17 protein-coding genes and 5 tRNA genes are annotated in these 21,982 nt (G+C 45.2%); 15 read left to right on the top strand and 7 right to left on the bottom strand.

From position 1 onward, the window contains the following. Positions 1 to 29 precede the first annotated feature (29 nt). The 3 genes from TW81_RS04260 to spfP all read left to right on the top strand — a co-directional run bounded on the left by TW81_RS04260 (position 30) and on the right by spfP (position 4,129). Positions 30 to 485, top strand: a complete 456-nt coding sequence (locus TW81_RS04260) for a GNAT family N-acetyltransferase (protein ID WP_045954491.1) — start codon at positions 30 to 32, stop codon at positions 483 to 485. A 606-nt stretch (positions 486 to 1,091) separates the two neighbouring features. Further along, on the top strand, positions 1,092 to 3,887 hold the full coding sequence (gene polA / locus TW81_RS04255) for a DNA polymerase I (protein WP_045954490.1): 2,796 nt from the start codon (positions 1,092 to 1,094) through the stop codon (positions 3,885 to 3,887). A 194-nt stretch (positions 3,888 to 4,081) separates the two neighbouring features. Next, positions 4,082 to 4,129 carry a small protein SpfP gene (gene spfP / locus TW81_RS19710; protein WP_438356636.1) on the top strand — a complete coding sequence of 16 codons (48 nt, stop codon included), beginning with the start codon at positions 4,082 to 4,084 and terminating at the stop codon, positions 4,127 to 4,129. 487 nt (positions 4,130 to 4,616) lie between these two features. On the opposite strand, the gene yihA is transcribed toward spfP, so the two are convergent. Next, positions 4,617 to 5,282, bottom strand: coding sequence for a ribosome biogenesis GTP-binding protein YihA/YsxC (yihA, locus tag TW81_RS04250; RefSeq protein WP_045954489.1), 666 nt, complete (start codon positions 5,280 to 5,282; stop codon positions 4,617 to 4,619). 148 nt (positions 5,283 to 5,430) lie between these two features. Here yihA and TW81_RS04245 point away from each other — a divergent pair, with 148 nt between their 5' ends. The 5 genes from TW81_RS04245 to hemN all read left to right on the top strand — a co-directional run bounded on the left by TW81_RS04245 (position 5,431) and on the right by hemN (position 10,041). Then, a complete protein-coding gene (locus TW81_RS04245) occupies positions 5,431 to 6,048 on the top strand; it encodes a c-type cytochrome (RefSeq protein ID WP_045954488.1) in 618 nt (205 codons plus the stop codon). Positions 6,049 to 6,774: 726 nt separating this feature from the next. Continuing rightward, on the top strand, positions 6,775 to 7,413 hold the full coding sequence (locus TW81_RS04240; RefSeq protein WP_045954487.1) for a class I SAM-dependent methyltransferase: 639 nt from the start codon (positions 6,775 to 6,777) through the stop codon (positions 7,411 to 7,413). Continuing rightward, on the top strand, positions 7,413 to 7,973 hold the full coding sequence (gene yihI, locus TW81_RS04235; RefSeq protein ID WP_045954486.1) for a Der GTPase-activating protein YihI: 561 nt from the start codon (positions 7,413 to 7,415) through the stop codon (positions 7,971 to 7,973). The genes TW81_RS04240 and yihI overlap by 1 nt, the downstream gene beginning before the upstream one ends. Positions 7,974 to 7,982: 9 nt before the next feature. Beyond that, complete coding sequence (locus TW81_RS04230) at positions 7,983 to 8,471, top strand: DUF2489 domain-containing protein (protein WP_045954485.1); 489 nt, start codon at positions 7,983 to 7,985, stop codon at positions 8,469 to 8,471. A gap of 184 nt (positions 8,472 to 8,655) precedes the next feature. After that, the gene (gene hemN / locus TW81_RS04225) at positions 8,656 to 10,041 is read left to right on the top strand and encodes an oxygen-independent coproporphyrinogen III oxidase (RefSeq protein ID WP_045954484.1); all 1,386 of its coding nucleotides are present in this window, start codon (positions 8,656 to 8,658) and stop codon (positions 10,039 to 10,041) included. Between the two features lie 66 nt (positions 10,042 to 10,107). Here hemN and ilvY read toward each other — a convergent pair whose 3' ends face one another. Continuing rightward, positions 10,108 to 10,998, bottom strand: a complete 891-nt coding sequence (gene ilvY / locus TW81_RS04220; protein ID WP_045954483.1) for an HTH-type transcriptional activator IlvY — start codon at positions 10,996 to 10,998, stop codon at positions 10,108 to 10,110. 145 nt (positions 10,999 to 11,143) lie between these two features. On the opposite strand from ilvY, the gene ilvC reads away from it, so the two are divergent. Then, positions 11,144 to 12,628, top strand: a complete 1,485-nt coding sequence (gene ilvC / locus TW81_RS04215) for a ketol-acid reductoisomerase (RefSeq protein WP_045954482.1) — start codon at positions 11,144 to 11,146, stop codon at positions 12,626 to 12,628. Between the two features lie 176 nt (positions 12,629 to 12,804). Here the strand turns inward: ilvC and ubiK are convergent, their stop codons facing one another. The 4 genes from ubiK to TW81_RS04195 form a co-directional block, all read right to left on the bottom strand. Then, a complete protein-coding gene (ubiK, locus tag TW81_RS04210; RefSeq protein WP_045954481.1) occupies positions 12,805 to 13,056 on the bottom strand; it encodes a ubiquinone biosynthesis accessory factor UbiK in 252 nt (83 codons plus the stop codon). Between the two features lie 146 nt (positions 13,057 to 13,202). Next, entirely contained in the window at positions 13,203 to 16,325 is a 3,123-nt protein-coding gene (locus tag TW81_RS04205) for a multidrug efflux RND transporter permease subunit (protein ID WP_045954480.1), read from the bottom strand. A gap of 11 nt (positions 16,326 to 16,336) precedes the next feature. Then, positions 16,337 to 17,443 carry an efflux RND transporter periplasmic adaptor subunit gene (locus tag TW81_RS04200; protein WP_045954479.1) on the bottom strand — a complete coding sequence of 369 codons (1,107 nt, stop codon included), beginning with the start codon at positions 17,441 to 17,443 and terminating at the stop codon, positions 16,337 to 16,339. An 18-nt stretch (positions 17,444 to 17,461) separates the two neighbouring features. Next, entirely contained in the window at positions 17,462 to 18,079 is a 618-nt protein-coding gene (locus TW81_RS04195) for a TetR/AcrR family transcriptional regulator (protein WP_045954478.1), read from the bottom strand. A 175-nt stretch (positions 18,080 to 18,254) separates the two neighbouring features. Between TW81_RS04195 and rep the strand changes: the two genes are divergently transcribed. Beyond that, a complete protein-coding gene (gene rep / locus TW81_RS04190) occupies positions 18,255 to 20,273 on the top strand; it encodes a DNA helicase Rep (RefSeq protein WP_045954526.1) in 2,019 nt (672 codons plus the stop codon). 72 nt (positions 20,274 to 20,345) lie between these two features. Here rep and TW81_RS04185 read toward each other — a convergent pair whose 3' ends face one another. Further along, entirely contained in the window at positions 20,346 to 20,759 is a 414-nt protein-coding gene (locus tag TW81_RS04185; RefSeq protein ID WP_045954477.1) for a c-type cytochrome, read from the bottom strand. A gap of 307 nt (positions 20,760 to 21,066) precedes the next feature. Between TW81_RS04185 and TW81_RS04180 the strand changes: the two genes are divergently transcribed. From TW81_RS04180 to TW81_RS04160, 5 genes are all read left to right on the top strand, one after another. Beyond that, a tRNA-Arg gene (locus TW81_RS04180) sits at positions 21,067 to 21,143 on the top strand. A 32-nt stretch (positions 21,144 to 21,175) separates the two neighbouring features. After that, a tRNA-His gene (locus TW81_RS04175) sits at positions 21,176 to 21,251 on the top strand. Positions 21,252 to 21,308: 57 nt separating this feature from the next. Next, positions 21,309 to 21,385, top strand: a tRNA-Pro gene (locus tag TW81_RS04170). A gap of 43 nt (positions 21,386 to 21,428) precedes the next feature. After that, positions 21,429 to 21,504, top strand: a tRNA-His gene (locus tag TW81_RS04165). Positions 21,505 to 21,558: 54 nt separating this feature from the next. Next, a tRNA-Pro gene (locus TW81_RS04160) sits at positions 21,559 to 21,635 on the top strand. The last annotated feature ends 347 nt before the right edge of the window (positions 21,636 to 21,982 follow it).

Below are 21,982 nucleotides of genomic sequence, written 5' to 3'. Positions count from 1 at the left end.
GTCAGCCTTTTTTCGTTTTGGAGACCATTATGAGTGTGACTTATCGCTTAGGTACATTAGCAGAGTGCGTACAAGTGGTAGAGCAGATTACTGAATTTGCTCACAAAGAAACGGTTGAGAGCTTGTCGGCACGCTTAGCGGAAAAAGATCGCTCTCTGATTCAGATCGCACAACAAGGTGAACATTTACTCGGCTTTAAGATTGGCTATCAGATCGATTCGTCGACATTTTATAGCTGGTTTGGTGGCGTAACGCCTCTCGCCCGTAAAAAAGGTGTTGCGCAAAAACTATTAGACATTCAAGAAGCTTGGGCATTAGAGCAGGGCTGTAAACAGCTCAAAGTGAAATCGCGTAATCAATTTCCTGCCATGCTGAGTTTGTTGATAAAGAATGGTTATATCATTGAAAATTATGAAAAAAAAGAACCATTGATCGACAGTCGCATCCACTTTGTTAAGCCGCTTGAGCAGTGCCATAAAAATTAAATGATATTTATTCTTATTTAACTGTTGACGGATTAAATGAGAATGGTTATTATTTGTCTCGTCTTAGGGAATGAGAGAAGTTCACAAGGACGTGCTATTACCCAATTCATACTTGGAGCAGGTAATGACACCGAACTTAATTGAACTTGTACAAGTTCTTTTTGACACGACATTGCTCACATTGCTTCCAGTGTAATTTATAGCTTTATGGCAAAGCACCTCATTCACCTGAATTGCTTTGACCCCTTTTTGCTAGGCGACATCGAAAGATGTCGCTTTTTTTATGCCTGCTATTTTTCAGTGAACAAAAGGACACCAACAGTCTTTTCCACAATCAAAGATCGTCTTTAGATCGATCTTGGTACGATCGATCTAATTATTATCTTTTTTATTACAGTAGCTTATGTTGAATGACTGGTTGTTTTTAGCCATCTTTATATCCTGTGGGTAAATAATATAAACAGAGTTATCCACAGTCGTGGGGTTGGTGTGGTAAAGGAATAACCAAATGTGTGAGTCGAGATCAAAGAGTTAAAATGGATTCGCTGCAGCAGTCATGGCATCCTAAGCAGATCTTTTTGCATTTTCTTTGGATACGTAAAGACTATGGCTCACATTCCTGATAATCCGTTAATTCTAATCGACGGCTCTTCTTATTTATATCGCGCATTCCATGCTTACCCAGAAACCATGAGTAATGGCGAGATTCCGACCAATGCGGTATACGGTGTAGTCAATATGTTGCGCAGCATGATGCGTCAGTTTGCTTCAGACCGAATTGCCGTTGTGTTTGATGCGAAAGGTAAAACCTTCCGTGATGATATGTATCCAGAGTACAAAGCCAATCGCCCACCCATGCCTGATGATCTTCGTTGTCAGATCGAGCCACTGCATAATGTGATTCGAGCAATGGGGTTGCCATTGATCTGTGTTCCAGGGGTTGAAGCTGATGATGTGATCGGCACATTAGCTTATCAAGCCTCACAAGCCGGTATGCCTGTATTGATCAGCACCGGTGATAAAGATATGGCTCAGTTAGTGGATGATAACGTCACCTTAATTAACACCATGACCAATGTTGTCATGGATCGTGAGGGTGTGGTTGAAAAATTTGGTATTCCTCCTGAACTTATCATCGACTACCTGGCTTTAATGGGAGACAAAGTCGATAACATTCCTGGTGTTCCTGGAGTTGGGGATAAAACGGCCACTGCCTTGTTGCAAGGAATTGGCAGTTTAGAAAAGATCTACTCTAACCTTGATGATATCGCGCCACTTGGCTTCCGTGGTTCGAAAACCATGGCGAAGAAGTTAGTTGAAAACAAAGAAAATGCCATGCTTTCCTATGAGTTAGCAACCATAAAGCTAGATGTCGAGTTGGAAGAGAAATTCGACACATTAACCAAGAGCCTGCCGAACACGGATGAACTGGTTAAACTCTATGGTGGACTGGTATTCAAATCTTGGCTAAACGAGCTACTCGATGGCGGCACTGGTGTGGTTGAAGCCGATGAAAAATCAGGCGCGGCACGTCATTCCGCTGCAAGTGAAAAGGCTCCAGAGTTGAATGTCTCAGCGGTGAATATCGATCGCAGTCAGTACCAAACCATCCTCGATCAAGATAGCTTCAATACTTGGCTAGAAAAGCTTAAGGCCGCTGAGGTGTTTGCCTTTGATACCGAGACAGACAGCCTAGATTATATGGTGGCGAATCTGGTCGGTTTGTCATTTGCGACCGAAGAGGGGGTTGCTGCTTACGTCCCTGTAGCGCATGACTACCTTGACGCGCCACAGCAGTTAGATCGTGACTGGGTTCTTGCCCAACTCAAACCCATTTTGCAAGATGATACTCAAGCTAAGGTTGGGCAAAACCTCAAGTATGATGCCAGTGTACTCGCTCGCTATGGCATTGAAATGAAGGGCATTAAGCACGATACCATGCTGGCTTCCTATGTATATAACAGTGTTGGCGGCAAGCACGACATGGATAGCCTAGCACTGCGTTTCTTGCAACATAGCTGTATCTCATTTGAGCAAATTGCAGGTAAAGGTAAAAATCAGCTGACATTCAACCAAATCTCCCTCGATGAAGCGTCTCCTTATGCGGCCGAGGACGCAGATGTTACCTTGCGCCTACATAACCGTTTAATGGAAAACATTGAACAAGATGAAAAGCTTAAATCGATTTACCAAGATATCGAAGTGCCATTGGTGCCAGTGTTATCTCGCATCGAACGAACGGGCGTGTTGATTGATGATATGAAGTTGTCGGCACAGTCTCAAGAGATCGCTCAGCGCCTTGATGAGCTAGAGCAAAAAGCGTATGAGATTGCCGAGCAAGAGTTCAATATGAACTCGCCTAAGCAGTTACAAGCATTGTTATTTGAGAAGATGGGTTTACCTGTTATTAAGAAGACACCATCAGGCACGCCATCGACCAATGAAGAAGTGCTGCAAGAGCTTGCTCTTGATTACCCGTTGCCCAAATTGATTCTTGAGTATCGAGGCTTGGCAAAGCTCAAATCAACTTACACAGATAAACTGCCTAAAATGATTAACGCTGAAACGGGTCGAGTGCATACCTCCTATCATCAAGCGGTGACGGCGACAGGGCGTCTGTCGTCAACTGATCCAAACTTGCAAAATATCCCTATCCGTAACGAAGAAGGGCGTCGTATTCGTCAGGCATTTATCGCACCACATGGCTACAAGATCATGGCTGTCGACTACTCTCAGATTGAGCTACGTATTATGGCGCATCTGTCCGGTGATAAAGCGCTGCTGGAAGCCTTCCAACAGGGTAAAGATATCCACGCGGCGACTGCGGCCGAAATCATGGGCACCAGCATAGATCAAGTGACTTCAGAGCAACGCCGTCGTGCCAAAGCCGTTAACTTTGGTCTCATCTACGGTATGAGCGCATTTGGTCTAGCGAAACAACTGGGCATTCCACGTGGTGAAGCACAAGACTATATGAACAAATACTTCGAGCGTTACCCTGGTGTAATGCAGTATATGGAAGACACACGCAGTGCTGCCGCCGAGCAGGGGTATGTCGAAACTATCTATGGTCGACGTTTGCACCTTCCTGAGATCAAATCGCGTAACGCAATGCGCCGAAAAGCAGCAGAGCGTGCAGCGATCAATGCACCAATGCAGGGCACTGCTGCGGACATCATTAAAAAGGCAATGCTAGTGGTGGACGAGTGGATTCAAAATGAAGGCCAAGGTCGAGTTAAGTTATTGATGCAAGTGCATGATGAACTTGTATTTGAAGTGCAAGAGTCAGCTTTAGCCGAAATTGAAAGTAAAGTACAACAATTGATGGAATCGGCTGCCCAATTAGATGTCCCCTTAATCGCCGAAACAGGGCATGGTGACAACTGGGATCAGGCACACTAAGCATTATTTGCACTAAACTGGTGAAATAAGTTGAGTCAGCGCACAAACGCTGGCTTTTTTTTATCTCTAAATAAGATTCGGCATGGTAGGGCCAAATGTTGTTTAACAAAACTTTAATGAAAAAAAATTACAAAAAAGGGTTTTTCTTTCTGACCAATTGTTGTACATTAACAGGCGTAGGGTACAGAGGTAAGATGTTCTATCTTTCAGACCTTTTGTTTCACGTTATTGGATTAGGCTGATTCAGCCGCCCCAGTCAGTTTTTGACTGGGGCGTTTTTTATTGGGCGAAAGAAAAAATCCATAGCTATCAAATTATTATCTATATTCTCTCGTTTTCCTTAGCTTGCCTTTATTTATTCTCCACCACTTATTGTAAGTTTGCCGACCGCACGGTGAGCTGTAATCCAACGAAAATTTGTAAATTAATACCAATCACAGTTTGGTTATTTTGATAAAAAAACCAAATCTCAGAATTTATACTCTAATTTTTGATTAATCTTTTTATTTCAACTGGTTAGTCTGGGTTTTGTTTTCGGCAAGTGTTGAGGCGGCTAGATTTTAAGTGATTGATTTATAGCGTGGGATACATAATGCTTAACGCATAATAATCAATAACGACTATTTCTCTCCCGTTGCCCCGCCAGGATGGTGGGGCTTTTATTTTTTGATGGCGATAAAAAGCCCCGCCGTAATTAGGGCAGGGCCTTTGAGAGGAAACGAGGCGAGTTTACTCTTGTTCGCTATCGAGCTTCTCTTCTTCAGCAATCTCTTCGCTAATCGACTCTGCTAACGCTGGAGCAAACCATTGATCCAATTTATTACGTAGCGTATCCACGCCAATCCCTTTTAAGGACGAAAAAGCCGCAACGCTAACGTCGCCACCAAAACCTACCGCATCCTTCTTGATTTTCAGCACTTGCGCATTGCGAGCGCCACTCTTGAGTTTATCCGCTTTGGTTAATAGCACTTGAACGGGAATACCGCTATCAACGGCCCAGAAGATCAATTGTTGGTCGAGATCTTTCATTGGATGACGAATGTCCATCAGAACCACCAAGCCTTTAAGGCATTGGCGCTTTTGCAGATACTCACCTAAAGACTTTTGCCACTTCTTTTTCATTTCTAGAGGCACTTGGGCAAACCCGTACCCCGGCAGATCGACGATATGACATCCGTCAGTGACTTTAAAAAGGTTAATAAGTTGTGTACGCCCTGGTGTCTTACTGGTTTTCGCCAGACTGCGTTGGTTAGTTAAGCGATTTAACGAACTAGACTTACCCGCATTGGAGCGTCCTGCAAACGCAACTTCGATACCTTCATCTTCAGGCATATGACGAATATCAGGTGCGCTGGTGATGAAATGGGTGTTTTGATAATGAATTTTTACGCTCACTGTTAACTCCATCTCGACTTTGTGTAGTCGATTGATTACTTTTTTGTGAAATTGTGTAAAATAACCGTGCTCGGCATAAGGTCGCCTATTGTACCATGAGTGGCAACGCAGAGTGGTACCGGAAGCTTGATAATTATAATGGAATGTCATGAAGAAATTAGCGCTAATCTTGAGTCTTTTAGCCAGCTGCTCCGTGTGGGCCCAAGGTAACATTGAAGCTGGTAAAGCAAAATCCCAAACCTGTGTTGCCTGCCATGGTGCTGATGGCAACAGTCAACTTGCTATGTATCCTAAACTTGCAGGTCAGCATGCGAAGTATATCGAAAAGCAGCTGAAAGACCTCAAGCTAGGTATGTCTAGCAATGGTAAGCAAGGTCGTTATGACCCAGTGATGAGTGGTATGGCTATGCCGCTGTCAGAGCAAGATATGCAAGACCTTGCAGCTTACTACGCCTCTCTGCCTATTTCTAGCAATTCAACGCCAGAAAACGTGGTAGCGAAAGGCAAATCTCTTTATTCAGCAGGTGATGCAGAGCGTGGTTTAACCGCTTGTATCGCTTGTCATGGTCCACGTGGTAACGGCACTGAGCTTTCAGGTTTCCCTAAAATCTCTGGCCAGCACGCTGACTACATCAAAGCTCAGTTAGAAAAGTTCCGTGACGATAAGCGCGCGAATGATATGAATGAGATGATGCGCGATATCGCTAAGAAGCTGACTGATGATGATATCGATACTCTGTCTAAATACGTCGGTGGCCTACACTAAGCCCTACTGATTTGTTCGAGCATAAAGTGGTATTGAAAAGGTCCAGGCAGTTGTCTGGACTTTTTCGTTTGCGCAGGATCACAGTGTACAAAACGGGCTAAGGGTCATTATTTCCCTGACATTTGTAAGAGATCGACCATGCCTGTTGTCGTGAATCGCCAATGACTTGTTTTAAATTATTGAAATATAGAATGGGAAAATTGGAAGATAAAAAAAGTGACTTTTTTTATCTTGAGTGGATTGCCCCATTTTACCAACGCGCTAAAGTGTGTTCATCGGCGGGACGCTGATAAAGGATTCAAGACGAGGACGTCTCCACGGATGCAAGTAACGGACGCTTGGCAGTTGTTGGATGGATTCAAGGTAGGTAGGAAACCTATTTGATAGGGATGGTCGACTTGTCTAATGGTTTAAGACAGTGAAACGGATCAGGCTAAGGATTAGCCCAGACAGCAGGAAGTAAACGGAAAGCCAAAATTCACCAGGATGGTGGCAAACAACACTTTTGGCAGGGAAAGCACTAAAAACAAATGGAATATTGGTGCGCTGAATTCAGTGCCACACAGTTTTGCCGTCAGGCATTTAGAAAGCGATAGATAACTCTATCGCTTTTTTTATTGTTATTTTTTACGAATTGATGATTATTTGCGCAATAGTGCTCCACTCTAAGGCGACTTTCTGGTATGTTGCGCATCCCCGATTGAGGATAAGTTTAACGCACCCAATATGCACAGTTGCCCCCTTTGTCAAAGCTTGGAGACTCAGCACTACCATCAAGACAAACGTCGTGAGTATCTTCAGTGCCAACAATGTGAGCTTGTTTTTGTTAATCCAGAGCAACGCTTGGATGCAAAATCAGAAAAAGCCCACTACGATTTGCATGAGAATGACCCAAGCGATCAAGGGTATCGACGCTTTTTATCTCGGGTCGCCGACCCCATATTAGCGCGTATTGAGCCAAATTCTCACGGGTTAGATTTTGGTTGTGGCCCAGGTCCGACATTGTCTTTGATGTTGGAAGAGCAGGGACACACCATGAGTTTGTACGATATCTACTATCATCCAGAAGCCTCTGTGTTAGAGAGATCGTATGACTTTTTGACTGCCACGGAAGTGATTGAGCACCTTTATGAGCCCAATACGGTGTGGCAGCAATGGTTGAATTTAGTTAAGCCAGGTGGCTGGATTGGTTTAATGACCAAGTTAGTCATCGATGCTGAAGCGTTTGCCTCGTGGCACTACAAAAACGATCACACCCATGTGGTGTTCTTTAGTCGTAACACGTTTCGCTATTTGGCAGAGCGGGATCAGCTCAAGCTTGAATTTATTGGTAATGATGTAATTTTACTGAGGAAAGTCCAGTAATGAGCCGTAGTAAGAAATCTAGATCCGGTGGCAATGGCGATATTGTCGTTGTTCGCAACCGTAGTCAATCAGACGTTGAAGGACGTCTGCGTAAAAAAGAGAAAAAGCGCAAAGGTCTTAAGACAGGCGGGCGTAACTCTGAATCGAAAGAGCAGCAGCAACGTAGCGCTGGTCAAAAGCGAGATCCGCGCTTAGGCAGTAAAAAGAAAATTCCGCTGATTGTTGAAACAGCGAAGAAGCCATCTAAGGCTGAGCGTCGTGTCAGCGCCGAGAAAGAGCTGGAAATGCTAGAAAATGACGCGCAGCTTAATGTGTTGCTCGATCGTTTAGACAATGGCGACAATTTAGGTGCTGGTCTGCAAAAGTACGTCGATGAAAAACTTGCGCGTATCGAAGTGTTGATGAAGCAGTTAGGTATCTACGAGGATGAGCCTGAAGAAGAGCTTGAGCCAGAGATCGTTGAGCCTGTTGCTAAGAAGAAGCCAAAGCAGAAAGCGGAGTCAGATGATGAGCTTCTTTCTCAATTTGAAGACTTAGACTTGGACCAATTTAAAGGATAAGTGAGCACAATGAATGTAACCTTGTTAGCCATTGTTGGTGGAGCCATTATTCTGGGCTTAGCATCTTATGCGGGTTACCTTCTGCTCCAGCTAAAAAAGCAAAAGGAATTGCAGTTACAGCATCAGAAGTTGGCAATTGAAAAGCGCAATGCCAATATTTTTGAAAGCGTAAACGTCCTTTGTTTAGCGGGCATTCAGGAGCAGTGTGACCTGTCTGAAATCAGCATTCGCCTATACAACATCATGGATTATGTCCAAGGTGATGATCGTGTTGATTTTGAAAAAGAATTTCCAGCGACATCAGAGCTGTTCCATATTGTCACAGACATGGCTCGCGGTGAAGAGCGGCAAAAGCTCGCTAAGCAAGAGCGCATGAAGCAAAATCTTGAACGCCATAAAGCAGAGTCTCGTCTGCAAGAGGCGATCACTGAAGAGCTGAAACGACTGCAGAAAAAAGTTCAACCGCTCAACAATCAGATCAATATCCAAATGATCTAGATGGTGACTTTAGCTCGGTCACTTATCCTTTAGTGGGAGTGATCGAGTTATCAATTCTGAATTTTGCTACTCAAAAAGCAGTTTGTCCCACAACCAGTGTTAGCGAGGTGTGGCAAAATAGCCTGCTAACCATAATGGCTCATGTAGCCCAACAAAGTATTACAGCCCAAACGGAAATACCATCATGTCGCAGCATGTCGCAAGCCAGCAAATAGTCTGGGATCAAGCTATTCTTGATAAGTACAACTATTCGGGGCCTCGTTACACATCATACCCAACGGCTTTAGAGTTCCATGAAGCGTTCACCGTTGCTGATTACGACATGGCATGCACTCAGTATCCAGAAAGGCCACTGTCGCTTTATATCCATATCCCATTTTGCCATAAGCTTTGCTACTACTGTGGTTGTAACAAGGTGATCACGCGCCATGCGCACAAAGCTGATGAGTATTTGGATGTATTAGAGTTAGAAATCCGTACTCGTGCTGCATTGTTGCATGGGCGCGAAGTGACTCAACTGCATTTTGGTGGTGGTACGCCGACGTTTTTGACTAAAGCGCAAATCAGTCGTGTGATGACTATCCTCCGTGATGAGTTTAACTTCACGGGTGAGGCTGAAATTAGTATCGAAGTTGATCCACGTGAAATCGAACTGGATATGTTGGATCACCTACGTGAAGAAGGCTTTAATCGCTTAAGTATTGGTGTTCAGGATTTCAACAAAGAAGTGCAAAAGCTGGTTAACCGCGAGCAAGATGAGGCGTTTATCTTTGCTATGGTTGAGCGTGCTAAGCAGCTTGGATTCCGTTCGACTAACCTTGACCTTATTTACGGTTTACCAAAACAGAACAAAGACTCTTTTGCTCAAACGTTAAAGCAAGTGCTGCAAATGGAGCCGGGCCGTTTGTCGGTGTTTAACTATGCCCATATGCCTCAACTGTTTGCTGCGCAACGTAAAATCAAAGATGAAGATTTGCCATTGGCAGATGAGAAGATGGCCATTCTGCAAGATACCATCGCTACACTGACAGGGGCGGGTTATCAGTTTATCGGTATGGATCACTTTGCTTTGCCAGATGATGAGTTGGCTGTCGCGCAGCGTAATGGCGTTTTGCACCGCAACTTCCAAGGTTACACAACGCAAGGTGAAGCCGATCTGGTTGGCTTCGGCGTGTCGGCGATTTCCATGATTGGAGATGCTTACGCACAAAACCAAAAAGAGCTTAAGAAGTATTACGAGCAAGTGAATGACCTGCGTCATGCATTATGGAAAGGTGTTGCATTAGATAGTGATGACTTACTTCGTCGTGAAGTGATCAAGCAGCTAATCTGCAACTTTAAGTTGGATAAAACCCAGATTGAGTCAGAATTTAAAGTGACATTTAATGATTACTTTAAACAAGACCTGCAACTGCTTCAGACTTTTATCAACGATGAGTTGGTGCAAGTGGATGACAAACAAATCTGCGTGACCTTGCGTGGCCGCCTGCTGATTCGAAACATCTGTATGTGTTTTGATAAGTATTTAAGAGCGAAAGCAAGGCAGCAGCAGTTCTCTCGCGTTATCTAAATCTCGCCATTTATGAAAATATATTAAGCCACCTTAATCGGTGGCTTTGTTGTATCAGATACAAGGTTATGGTGCGATATAGGTGTCGTGCGCCATTTCCCATAACGCTTTGACCAATGGATTATCGAGTTGAGAGCGTTTGCAGCATACACCGAGCTTGAAAGGTTTAATAGAAGCCACTTTTAAACGCTCTATTTTCTCTTTGACCGGACTATTGTTGATCACCACATCCGGTGCGATACCAACTCCGCAACCTAGCGCAACCATACTAACGATAGCTTCATGCCCTGAAACTTGTGCATAAATATTAGGTTTGATCTTCATTGCTTTAAACCAAGCATTGGCTCGTTCTCGGGCCGTGCCAGATTCGGGTACGATAAATGGAATCAACGACCAATCGGGCTTATCTTTTTGCAACTCTTGGGCAAAATTGCTCACACCAACTGGCGCAATCACTGAAAGCGGGATTTCACTGATGGTTTCAAACTCAATTCGGGCAGGCAGTTGCTCTGGTTGGGCGGAAATGGCGATATCCACTTCATCGCTCAATACCTTATCGATCGCCTGAGCCGGATCGCCTGTGGAGAGTTTAAATTCGATAAACGGATGCTGAAGACGAAACTCAGACAGTAAGTCGGGGAGATGGCTATAGCTGGCGGTGACCGAGCAAAACAAGCGTATTTCACCTCTGAGCTCTTGTTCATGACCTTTTAACTGCGCATTGTAGTTTTGCCATTCACCAAGAATGTTTAATGCGACAGGCAGAAGCTTTTTGGCTGCTGGTGTCAATTCTACACTGCGGTTATCACGTACAAACAGCACCTGACCAGTGTCGTTTTCCAGCTTCTGGATTTGCCGACTTAGCGCGGAAGGGCTGATGTGCATGGCAGACGCGGTTTTTGCGAAGCTCTTACTATCACACAAATGAATGAATAGCTGCAGACATTTAATGTTCATGAAACAGTTATATCCTTGTTGCATTAATTGCAATTACTAATTGTGAATATATCACTTTAAGCAATTAAATGCCTGTTTTAGTATGAACTCATTCGGTCCACAAGCGACCGACCTCAACGGAAAAATTCTTTAAAGGAGCGCCCTGATGGCTAACTATTTCAACACTTTAAACCTACGCGAGCAGCTAGACCAACTAGGTCGTTGTCGTTTTATGGATCGCAGCGAGTTTGCAACAGAAGCGGATTACCTTAAAGGTAAAAAAGTAGTTATTGTTGGTTGTGGTGCTCAAGGCCTTAACCAAGGTCTAAACATGCGTGATTCGGGTCTTAATGTAGCATACGCACTACGTCAGGCGGCCATTGACGAGCAGCGTCAATCATACAAGAACGCAAAAGAGAACGGTTTTGAAGTCGCAAGCTACGAAACGCTAATCCCTGAAGCTGACTTAGTGATCAACCTGACTCCAGACAAGCAGCACACTAACGTGGTTGAAACGGTAATGCCACTCATGAAAGAAGGTGCTGCGCTGGGTTACTCACACGGTTTCAACGTGGTTGAAGAGGGCATGCAGATCCGTAAAGACCTAACCGTTGTTATGGTTGCACCTAAGTGTCCTGGTACGGAAGTTCGTGAAGAGTACAAGCGTGGTTTCGGCGTGCCAACACTTATCGCAGTTCACCCAGAAAACGATCCAAAAGGTGAAGGCTGGGATATCGCCAAAGCATGGGCTGCAGGGACTGGTGGTCACCGCGCAGGCTGTCTAGAGTCGTCATTTGTTGCAGAAGTAAAATCTGACCTGATGGGTGAGCAAACTATTCTTTGTGGCATGTTGCAAGCGGGCTCAATCGTTTCTTACGAGAAGATGGTTGCAGAAGGTATTGACCCAAGCTACGCAGGTAAACTTCTACAATATGGTTGGGAAACCATCACAGAAGCGCTGAAGTTCGGTGGCATCACGCACATGATGGATCGCCTATCAAACCCAGCGAAAATCAAAGCATTTGAGCTTTCAGAAGAGCTAAAAGAGCTAATGCGTCCACTATACAACAAGCACATGGATGACATCATCACTGGTCACTTCTCAAGCACTATGATGGCAGATTGGGCTAACGACGATGTGAACCTACTAGGTTGGCGCGCAGAAACGGGTGAAACGGCTTTTGAAAATTACCCAGCGGGTGATGTAGAAATTTCTGAGCAAGAGTACTTCGACAACGGCATCTTACTTGTTGCTATGGTTCGCGCTGGTGTTGAGCTAGCATTCGAAGCAATGACTGCATCAGGCATCATCGATGAGTCTGCGTACTACGAATCACTACACGAGCTACCATTGATCGCAAATACTGTTGCACGTAAGCGCCTATACGAAATGAACGTTGTTATCTCTGATACTGCAGAATACGGTAACTACCTGTTTGCTAACGTAGCAACTCCGCTACTGCGCGAGAAGTTCATGCCATCAGTAGGTACTGACGTTATCGGTAAAGGTCTAGGTGAGACTTCAAACCAAGTTGACAATGCGACGCTAATCGCAGTCAACGATGCAATCCGTAACCACCCAGTAGAATACATTGGTGAAGAGCTACGTTCTTACATGAGTGACATGAAAAGAATTGCTGTTGGCGGTTAATGCAATAACTCCAGGCAGACTGGAGTAATAAATACAAAATAAAACACAACATCTAATTAAAAGGCTTGGTCTCCGTTGACCAAGCCTTTTTGTTTTAGCGGGTGTTTGTGGCTAACTATGATAAAAAAGGCTGGCACCTAAATGCCAGCCTTTTTGAGCTCTGTTGGCGCTGTGACTTATTTGTCTGCTAGCTTAGTTTCAAGCTCGGCCAGTTTTGCTTCCATTTCGGTCAGCTTTTGACGAGTGCGCAGTAAGACTTGAGTTTGAACGTCAAACTCTTCACGGCTTACTACGTCTAGTTTGTTAAGTTGGCCTTGGATAACTTGGCGAACTTTCTGATCAACGTCTGCACCTAGCTCTTTCACTGGTGTCGGCATTGAATCATGAATTTGCTTAGCAATTTGCTCTAGTTTCTTTGGGTCAAACATGGTGACTAAAACTCCTATTTATTTGCCCTCATTCTATGTAATTGAACGCTGAAAGTCGCTAGGTAGAAGGTAAAAATTCGATCCTGTCAGCCCTAAATGACAGAGACAAAAAAGGCCACCGAAGTGGCCTTTAGTTTATCAACGGGTTACTTGTTCTCCGCCAATCCGCGACATGCTGCTTTCGCTTCATCAATGCGGGCAAGTTTCTCTAACTCTGTTTCTTCAACAAACACAGGTAAAGGCTTGTGTTTCTCAGCTAGGTAGCTGTAAATCACAGGCAGTACAAACAGGGTAAAGAGAGTACCAATCGCAAGACCTGCAACGATAACGATACCAATACTAAAGCGCTGCGCTGCACCGGCACCCGTTGCGTACATCAGCGGGATAAGACCTGCGATCATCGCCGCCGTCGTCATTAGGATAGGGCGTAGACGTACTTTTGCCGCCTCCATTACCGCTTCTGTCTTGCTCAGTTTATTGTGCAGTTGCTCTTCTTTGGCTACCTCACAGATCAAGATACCGTGTTTGGTAATAAGGCCAACCAGGGTAATCAAACCCACCTGAGAGTAGATATTCATTGAAGCTGCGCCCCATGCGAGCGCAATCAAAGCGCCACAGATAGCCAGAGGTACAGAAACCATAATAACCAATGGATCTTTCAATGATTCGAACTGAATCGCTAAAACCAAGAAGATGATCGCCAGTGCTAAGCCGAACGTTGCGTACAGAGCGCTGCCTTCGGTGACATACTGACGGGCTTCGCCCATGTAATCATGGCTATAGCCGCTAGGCAGTTTGTTGGTTGCGATATCTTCAAACCATGCGATCGCATCACCCATCGCCGTACCCGGTGAAGGAACCGCGCCAACGGTCGCTGAGTTGAGCTGGTTAAAGTGAGGTAGAGAACGAGGTTCTGCCACTACATCGATACTGATCAAGCTCCCCAGTGGGACAGCTTTGCCATCGGCACTACGAACATAATAGTTGTTCATTGATTCAGGGTTTAGGCGCCATTTACGTTCAACCTGAGGAATCACTTCATAAGAACGACCATTTAAGTCGATACGGTTAACATAACCATCCGCCATCATGGTACCCAAGGTGATACCAATATCTTGCATGGTTACACCGTATGCCCCCGCTTTATCCTTGTCGATGTTGATTTTCATGGTTGCTGAGTCGTAGTTCAAATCTAGGTTTGAGTAGACGAACATCGGGCTCGCTTGAGCTTCAGTAAAGACATCGGTAGCAATGGAGAATAAGCTCTCAAATGCGTTCGGGGTTGTGATAACAAATTGAATTGGCAGACCAGAACCTGCACCCGGAAGCTCCGGCATCTGGAATGCCGTCACGGCCATACCGGGGACGTTACCAACAAGTCCACCGACGCGGTTGGCGACTTCAGACTGGCTAGCTTCACGTTCACTCCAAGGCACCATTGATGCAATACCAAAGGCTTGGTTCGAGTTCGGTACACCGGTAAACACCTGCGCGTAGGCAACCTCTGGCTGATCAGACAGAATCTGGTTGACGTCGTTCATGGTATTTTGCATGAAGTCCAAGTTCGAGTTTGATGGCGCGGTACCTAGTAGCATGATTACGCCTTTATCTTCAGAAGGAGCCAGCTCACTCGGGATAAACTTAAACAACATAGGCAGGCTGCCGAACACTATGATGGCAAAAGCAATCACCACAGGACGGTGTTGCATAACAGCGTTAAGCATTTTGGCATAGCGGTTAGTCATACCATCCAACACGTGATGCACTTTTTGCTCAAACTTGCTTGGTTCTTCATTGGCCTTGAGCATTTTTGAACACATCATTGGCGATAGCGTCAGTGCCACGATACCCGATACAAATACCGAACCTGCCAGAGTTAAGGCGAACTCTTTAAATAGCGAGCCAGTAATACCGCCCATTAGTGCTATCGGCGCGTATACCGCACCCAGCGTTAGTGTCATGGCAATAACAGGCACGGCGATTTCTCGTGTGCCTATAATTGCAGCGCGGAACGGGGATTCACCCAATTTAATGTGGCGGTCAACGTTCTCGAGTACCACAATCGCATCATCGACCACGAGACCGATGGCCAATACCATTGCCAGTAGCGTCATCAGGTTCCATGAGAAGCCCATCGCCTGCATCACCATAGCAACACCAATCAAAGAAAGCGGGATAGTGATGATAGGAATGAGTACCGCACGGAACGAACCAAGGAATAGGGTAATAACGACAAGTACGATCAACGCAGCTTCAACGATGGTCTTGATAACTTCGTTGATAGACTCATTGATGGCGATCGTCGAGTCGTACATGACGTTCATCTTGATGGTGCTTGGTAGGTTGCGCTCTAGCTGAGGCAAGAGTTCAAGTACATCAGCTGCAATATTGATTGGGTTAGCACTTGGCGCGGCGTTGATAGCTGCAACAACAGCTTCCTGACCATTGGCGCTGGCACGGTAGATGTCGTGACTCTTCTCTAGCGAGACTTTAGCAATGTCGCTCAGGCGCGTGATATCACCTTCGTCTGAACTCACAACAAGGTTTTCTAGCTCGGAAACGTTTGAGACCTGAGTATCAGCGCTGCCGTTATAAAGCACGAACTCACCAATCGCCTGACCTGTCGCGGATTGGTAGTTATTGGCGTTAAGAACGCTCATCACATCCGTTGCCGTTAAACCTAACGCTGCCATTTTGGCGGGATCAAGCCAAATACGTAGTGCGTATTTCATACCACCGTAGAGATCAACCTTAGATACACCGCTGACAGTAAACAACTGAGGGTTGATTACACGCTCAAGGTAATCGGTAATTTGGCTCGATGATAATTCATCACTGGTGAAACCTATGTAAAGAACCGCCGTGGTGGAACCAGTAGACATAGTAACGGTCGGGTCTTCGGCTTCTTTTGGTAGCTGAGAGCGAACCGAGTTGGTTTTGGCTAAAATGTCAGACAGCGCCGCGTTAGGGTCGGTGTTTAACTTCATGTTGACGGTAATGGTTGAACTACCGAGAACGGAAGACGATGTCATGTAGTCGATATTATCGGCTTGTGCGACGGCTTGTTCTAAAGGCTGGGTAATAAAGCCTTGGATCAAATCGGCACTGGCACCGTAGTAACTTGTGGTGACTGTTACTACGGTATTCGTCATTTCAGGGTATTCACGAACCTGCATCTTGAACACAGCTTGGAGACCAAGCAGTGCGATTAAGAAACTGATCGATACCGCTAAAACTGGACGTTTGATAAAAACATCAGTAAAGCGCATGAGGCCTCCAATTACAGCATTGGTGTTTCAGCTGGTGGAGTAGTCGCATTGCTTTCTACTACACGTACTTTAGCGTGGTTGCTTAAGCGCACTTGCCCAGAAGTGACAACGACGTCGCCGGCTTTGACACCTTCTAAGATATGAGCAATATCGTTAGTGCGTTCGCCAACTTTAACCACTTGCTGTTTAACGCGCTTTTCACCATCTTCTTCACTGACGATGTAGACGTTGTCGCCGTACAAAGTGAAGGTGATAGCGGTTTGCGGCAAGGTAACCTGATTTTCCAGTTTAGGTAGGATGATGTTGGCACGAGCAAACATACCGCTACGTAGCTTACCGTCACTATTTGGAATGTCGGCTTGAACTTGGATTAAACCACTTTGAATGTTAACCGCAGGTTCAATAGCTGAAATAGAGCCTTTGAATGGGATTTCAGGGTAAGCATCGACAAAAATATCCACTTCTTGAGCAAGCGAGATACGTGAAATGTCGGTTTGCGGCACGGTGAAACGGAGACGCATTACGCTCGTGTCTTCAAGGCGGACAATATCGGTACCTGACTGCAGGTATTGTCCAAGGTAGACGTTACGAATACCGACTACGCCCGCAAAAGGCGCTTTGATTTCGCGGCGGTCAATGGAAGCTTTCAAGCTTTCAATATCGGCTTTAAGCGAAAAGTAGTTCGCTTCAGCTTCATCGTAGGCTTCTTTCGAAATAGAGCCTTTGGTGTAAAGCCCTTGGTAACGTTTGTATTTCGCTTCTGCGGCAGGCAATCTAGCTTGTGAGCTTTTTAGATTGGCTTTTTCTACTTCTGAATCAAGCAGTACTAAAGGCTGACCTTCTTCAACCTGAGTACCTGACTCGAAAGCAATTTTGTCAATCATGCCACTGGTTTCGTTAGCCACAGTGACGCCTTGGTTAGGTTCGATAAAACCAATAGCCTCAATGACAGGTACCCAATCGACAGATTGCACTTCTGTCACGGTAACCGGGAACTCGGGTTCAGGGCGGTTCGCCAAGTATTCAGCGATTTTCTGTTGTTTGAATAGATTGAAACCTATCACACTGCCGAAAAGCAGTATCGCAATAAGTAACATAAAGAAAGTCCACTTTTTCATTCTGATTAGAACTCCAAATTAGTGTTTTATAATCGCATCCCAACTGGCCTCAATCGCCGCGTCAATGGCATCTTGATCCAAGTGGTAATATCCGAGAGATTGTTTGCGTGCCAAAGCGACACTGACTTCTAAACTAAGTGCAGCCAACACTGGGTTATCTAAGGGTTTAAATATTCCTTGTTCCCGCCCTTCCGTGAAAAGTTGATCCACTTTACTGAACATTTTTCGTTCTATTTCTTTCGTCTCATGACTTTGAGCACAAGGTAAAGAGTCGTACTGAGCGCGATTCTTTAAGTTGCCGATGTTAGACCCAGAGAGATCGAAAATGTTTAACCACATCTTGCGAAATCTTTGTTTTAAGGTCATTGAATCTTCGACACCAGCTTGAACGACTTCAGCACTACGTTGTACGACGGCTAATCGAACTTGGAGCAATAGATCTTCTTTGTCAGAGAAATAGCGGTATATGGTTCCTGCTGCGACCCCAGCTTCCTTGGCCAACTTATGCATTGAGAAACCTTGAAAGCCTGACTCTGCGATCAGTTTTTCAGCGGCATCTATAATTTGTTGTCTTTTATCTACCATAGGATAAGAACCAGACAGCCTACATAGGGTGGGTTGTGAATGAACGTTCATTCATTATAGCCTAATAAGTCGGCGTATATGCAACAACTATTGCATGATTTATAAAAAAAAAGTCAATCACATGGCAGGTGTAAGCTTAAGCACGACGACGATAGGGTATAAACATAGCAATCTGCCTGTTGCACTATTATTATATGCGCCACCTTTTTCTGTTGCTGAGATGAACATGAAGCTGAACCCCAACCAAGATGAAGCCGTTAAATACGTCTCCGGACCGTGTTTAGTGCTAGCGGGCGCTGGCTCAGGTAAGACGCGTGTAATTACCAATAAAATCGCTTATCTGGTTCAGCAATGTGGCTACAAGGCACGTAATATTGCTGCGGTAACCTTTACCAACAAGGCCGCTCGGGAAATGAAAGAACGTGTTGGCCAGACATTAGGTAAGAACGAGTCAAAAGGCTTGATGGTATCGACGTTCCATACATTGGGATTAAACATCATTAAACGCGAGTATAAATCCTTGGGTTTGAAGTCTGGCTTTTCTCTGTTTGATGACCAAGACCAGATGGCGCTATTGAAAGAGTTGACGGAAAAGCAGCTCGATGGTGATAAAGATCTGTTGCGTCAGCTGCTGAGTACCATTTCCAATTGGAAAAACGATATGCTCACACCAGAGCAAGCCAAAGCTCGGGCACAGGGTGAGCAACAACAACTGTTCGCGTTCTGTTTTGAAATGTACCAAAAGCAGATGAAGGCCTATAACGCGCTGGACTTTGACGACTTAATTTCACTGCCCGTGTTGCTGCTCAAAACCAATCAAGAAGTCCGTCAGCGCTGGCAAAATCGAATTCGCTACTTACTCGTCGACGAATACCAAGACACCAATACCAGTCAGTATGATTTGGTAAAGTTGATCGTGGGTGAGCGTGGTCGCTTAACTGTTGTTGGTGATGATGACCAATCAATCTATTCTTGGCGTGGCGCTAAACCACAAAACTTGGTCTTGTTAGGTGAAGATTATCCCAATTTACGTCTAATCAAACTTGAGCAAAACTATCGCTCCACGAGCCGCATTTTGCGCGCCGCCAATATTCTTATCGCCAACAATCCTCACGTGTATGAAAAGTCGCTGTTTTCAGAGATTCCTGACGGAGAAAAACTGAAAGTTCTGCTGGCGAAAAATGAAGAGCATGAAGCTGAGCGCGTTACTGGTGAGTTAATCGCGCATAAGTTCCTCAATCGAACCGACTATAAAGACTATGCCATTTTATATCGTGGTAACCACCAGTCACGATTGATAGAAAAATCGTTAATGCAAAACCGGGTTCCTTACAAATTATCTGGCGGAACATCCTTCTTTGCGCGAGCGGAAATTAAAGACATCATGGCCTACTTGAGGGTGTTGGTGAATCCCGACGACGACAATGCATTTTTGCGTATCGTGAATACACCCAGACGTGAAATTGGCCCTGTCACATTAGAAAAATTGGGTAGTTACGCCAATATGCGTGGTAAAAGCCTGTTTGAAGCCAGTTTTGAATTGGGACTTGAGCAATCTTTGTCTGGGCGTGGGTTGGAAAACTTGCGTCGTTTTACCGCGTGGTTGGTAAAAATCGCTGATCAAGCTGAGCGAGGAGACACAGTCGAAGCGGTGCGTTCACTTGTGCGTGATATCAACTACGAAGATTGGTTGTACGAAACTTCGTCAAGCCCCAAAGCGGCGGAGATGCGAATGAAGAACGTATCGGATCTCTACTCTTGGATAGTGGCAGACCTTGAAGGTGATAACTACGACCAAGAAAAAAAGAGCATTAAAGAGGTGGTTCAGCGCCTAACTCTGCGCGACATGATGGAGCGTGGAGAAGAAGACGATGACAGTGATGCGGTGCAATTGATGACATTACATGCATCGAAAGGTCTCGAGTTTCCATATGTTTATCTGATAGGCAGTGAAGAGGGGATCTTGCCCCATCAAACTAGCATTGATGAAGACAACGTCGAAGAAGAACGGCGCTTGATGTATGTAGGTATTACTCGTGCTCAACGCGAACTGACATTTACTATGTGTAAAGAACGTCGCCAATATGGCGAACTGATCAAGCCAACTCAAAGCCGCTTCCTCGATGAATTGCCTTTTGATGATGTGGAGTGGGAGCAAACCAAGAAGCCTGTGACGCAAGAAGAGCGCATGGCGAAAGGTCAGGCGCACATTGCAAACTTAAGGTCGATGTTTAATAAGAAGTAACAATAGGCGCTATCCACAAGAAATAAAAAAGGCTTGGTCAACGCCAAGCCTTTCTATATATAAGAGGACTCTCTAAAGGCCCGCAATCATATGCTCAATAGCGGCAACGATTTCATCGTCCGAACAGTCCATACATGAACCTCTCGCAGGCATCGCATTAAAGCCATTGATCGCATGGTTTTTCAACACGTCTTTGCCTTGTGCAATTCGTGGTGACCAATCACCTGCGTTGCCCATTTTAGGTGCGCCGCTCACCCCTGATGCGTGACATGCAATACAGAAAGTACCGTAGACAGTTGCGCCATCACGTGGACCAGTAGGTTCTGCTTTGACTGGTTCGGCGCCTGCTAGGTAAACATCACCTACAGGTTTGATACGTTCTGCAATTGCATCATATTCTTCTTGGCTTACATTAGCTGCAAAAGTGGCGCTAGAAAAAGTGATCGCAGCGACCAAAGCGGTTAACATTTTTCGAGACATATCCATTAAACTCACTTTACATTCCTGAAGGTAAATTCGTGCTTACCTATTATTAGAGTGGGGCTTGACCAACAGACATACGCTGCTTTAAAGCGTGCTTAGCTGTTAAATCAATGTAAATAATGGGTGATTATATCCTGTTAAGTTGTTGCAATAAACAACAAGTTACCTGCTTTATAGCGGGTATCTAATGGGAAATAGGGGTTTATCACACTTTATTTGCCGAAAAAGGCACCAAACGATAAAAAAAGTTGAAAAAGTACTAGACGGCATAGTGTGATATACGTATTATTCCACTCCGCCGATAGGGCATGCGCCCGTAGCTCAGTTGGATAGAGCGTTGGCCTCCGGAGCCAAAGGTCGAAGGTTCGAATCCTTTCGGGCGTGCCATGCGCCTAAAGGTATATCGGTAAAAATCAGTGGTGGCTATAGCTCAGTTGGTAGAGCCCTGGATTGTGATTCCAGTTGTCGCGGGTTCAAGTCCCGTTAGCCACCCCATTTATTCTGGTAGCACAGCTTCCAATCTTGATAAATTATCAGGATAAAACAGCTTGTCGGTGAATAGCGCAGCTTGGTAGCGCATCTGGTTTGGGACCAGAGGGTCGGGGGTTCGAATCCCTCTTCACCGACCACTATTTCGTTTTTCGCTATAGCGATGAACACTACAATTTGATGGTGGCTATAGCTCAGTTGGTAGAGCCCTGGATTGTGATTCCAGTTGTCGCGGGTTCAAGTCCCGTTAGCCACCCCATTGTTTAGGTAACTTCGGTTTCCTGTCCTGTTTAATTCAGGACAAAATACAAGTCGGTGAATAGCGCAGCTTGGTAGCGCATCTGGTTTGGGACCAGAGGGTCGGGGGTTCGAATCCCTCTTCACCGACCACTATTAGAAAAGCCGTAGCAGAAATACTACGGCTTTTTTACTTTCTGTGTATTTAGGGTTTGATTCGAATCCTGAGTGGGGTTCGCCTGACGTTCAAGGAATAGCTCTTCACCAACCACTATTGAAGCCCTAGTCGAAAGACTAGGGCTTTTTACTATTTGAAATATAACAAGGTTCGAACCCAAGGCGGGGTTCGTCTGATGTCCAAGGAATGTCTCTTCACCGATAACTATTGGGAAGCCTCGTCAGAAATGACGAGGCTTTTTTCGTTCTGATTGTAGTTATATGAACCTTGGGTGGGGTCCGCCTGCAGTTCAAATAAGGCCCCTTACTGACCGCTGTCAATC

The sequence above is a fragment of the Vibrio galatheae genome (genome assembly GCF_000967545.1).
Classification (GTDB): Bacteria; Pseudomonadota; Gammaproteobacteria; order Enterobacterales; family Vibrionaceae; genus Vibrio; species Vibrio galatheae.
The sequence above is the reverse complement of the archived record's forward strand: the minus strand, read 5'-3'. Positions and strand labels throughout refer to the sequence as shown.

What these genes read in the sequence shown, in the direction of transcription:
- yihI (WP_045954486.1), top strand. Translation starts at nt 7,413, where the DNA reads ATGAGCCGTAGTAAGAAATCTAGATCCGGTGGCAATGGCGATATTGTC.
- ilvY (WP_045954483.1), bottom strand. Translation starts at nt 10,998, where the DNA reads ATGAACATTAAATGTCTGCAGCTATTCATTCATTTGTGTGATAGTAAG.
- polA (WP_045954490.1), top strand. Translation starts at nt 1,092, where the DNA reads ATGGCTCACATTCCTGATAATCCGTTAATTCTAATCGACGGCTCTTCT.
- ilvC (WP_045954482.1), top strand. Translation starts at nt 11,144, where the DNA reads ATGGCTAACTATTTCAACACTTTAAACCTACGCGAGCAGCTAGACCAA.
- TW81_RS04200 (WP_045954479.1), bottom strand. Translation starts at nt 17,443, where the DNA reads ATGAAAAAGTGGACTTTCTTTATGTTACTTATTGCGATACTGCTTTTC.
- ubiK (WP_045954481.1), bottom strand. Translation starts at nt 13,056, where the DNA reads ATGTTTGACCCAAAGAAACTAGAGCAAATTGCTAAGCAAATTCATGAT.
- TW81_RS04185 (WP_045954477.1), bottom strand. Translation starts at nt 20,759, where the DNA reads ATGGATATGTCTCGAAAAATGTTAACCGCTTTGGTCGCTGCGATCACT.
- TW81_RS04260 (WP_045954491.1), top strand. Translation starts at nt 30, where the DNA reads ATGAGTGTGACTTATCGCTTAGGTACATTAGCAGAGTGCGTACAAGTG.
- TW81_RS04195 (WP_045954478.1), bottom strand. Translation starts at nt 18,079, where the DNA reads ATGAACGTTCATTCACAACCCACCCTATGTAGGCTGTCTGGTTCTTAT.
- rep (WP_045954526.1), top strand. Translation starts at nt 18,255, where the DNA reads ATGAAGCTGAACCCCAACCAAGATGAAGCCGTTAAATACGTCTCCGGA.
- TW81_RS04245 (WP_045954488.1), top strand. Translation starts at nt 5,431, where the DNA reads ATGAAGAAATTAGCGCTAATCTTGAGTCTTTTAGCCAGCTGCTCCGTG.
- TW81_RS04230 (WP_045954485.1), top strand. Translation starts at nt 7,983, where the DNA reads ATGAATGTAACCTTGTTAGCCATTGTTGGTGGAGCCATTATTCTGGGC.
- hemN (WP_045954484.1), top strand. Translation starts at nt 8,656, where the DNA reads ATGTCGCAGCATGTCGCAAGCCAGCAAATAGTCTGGGATCAAGCTATT.
- TW81_RS04205 (WP_045954480.1), bottom strand. Translation starts at nt 16,325, where the DNA reads ATGCGCTTTACTGATGTTTTTATCAAACGTCCAGTTTTAGCGGTATCG.
- TW81_RS04240 (WP_045954487.1), top strand. Translation starts at nt 6,775, where the DNA reads ATGCACAGTTGCCCCCTTTGTCAAAGCTTGGAGACTCAGCACTACCAT.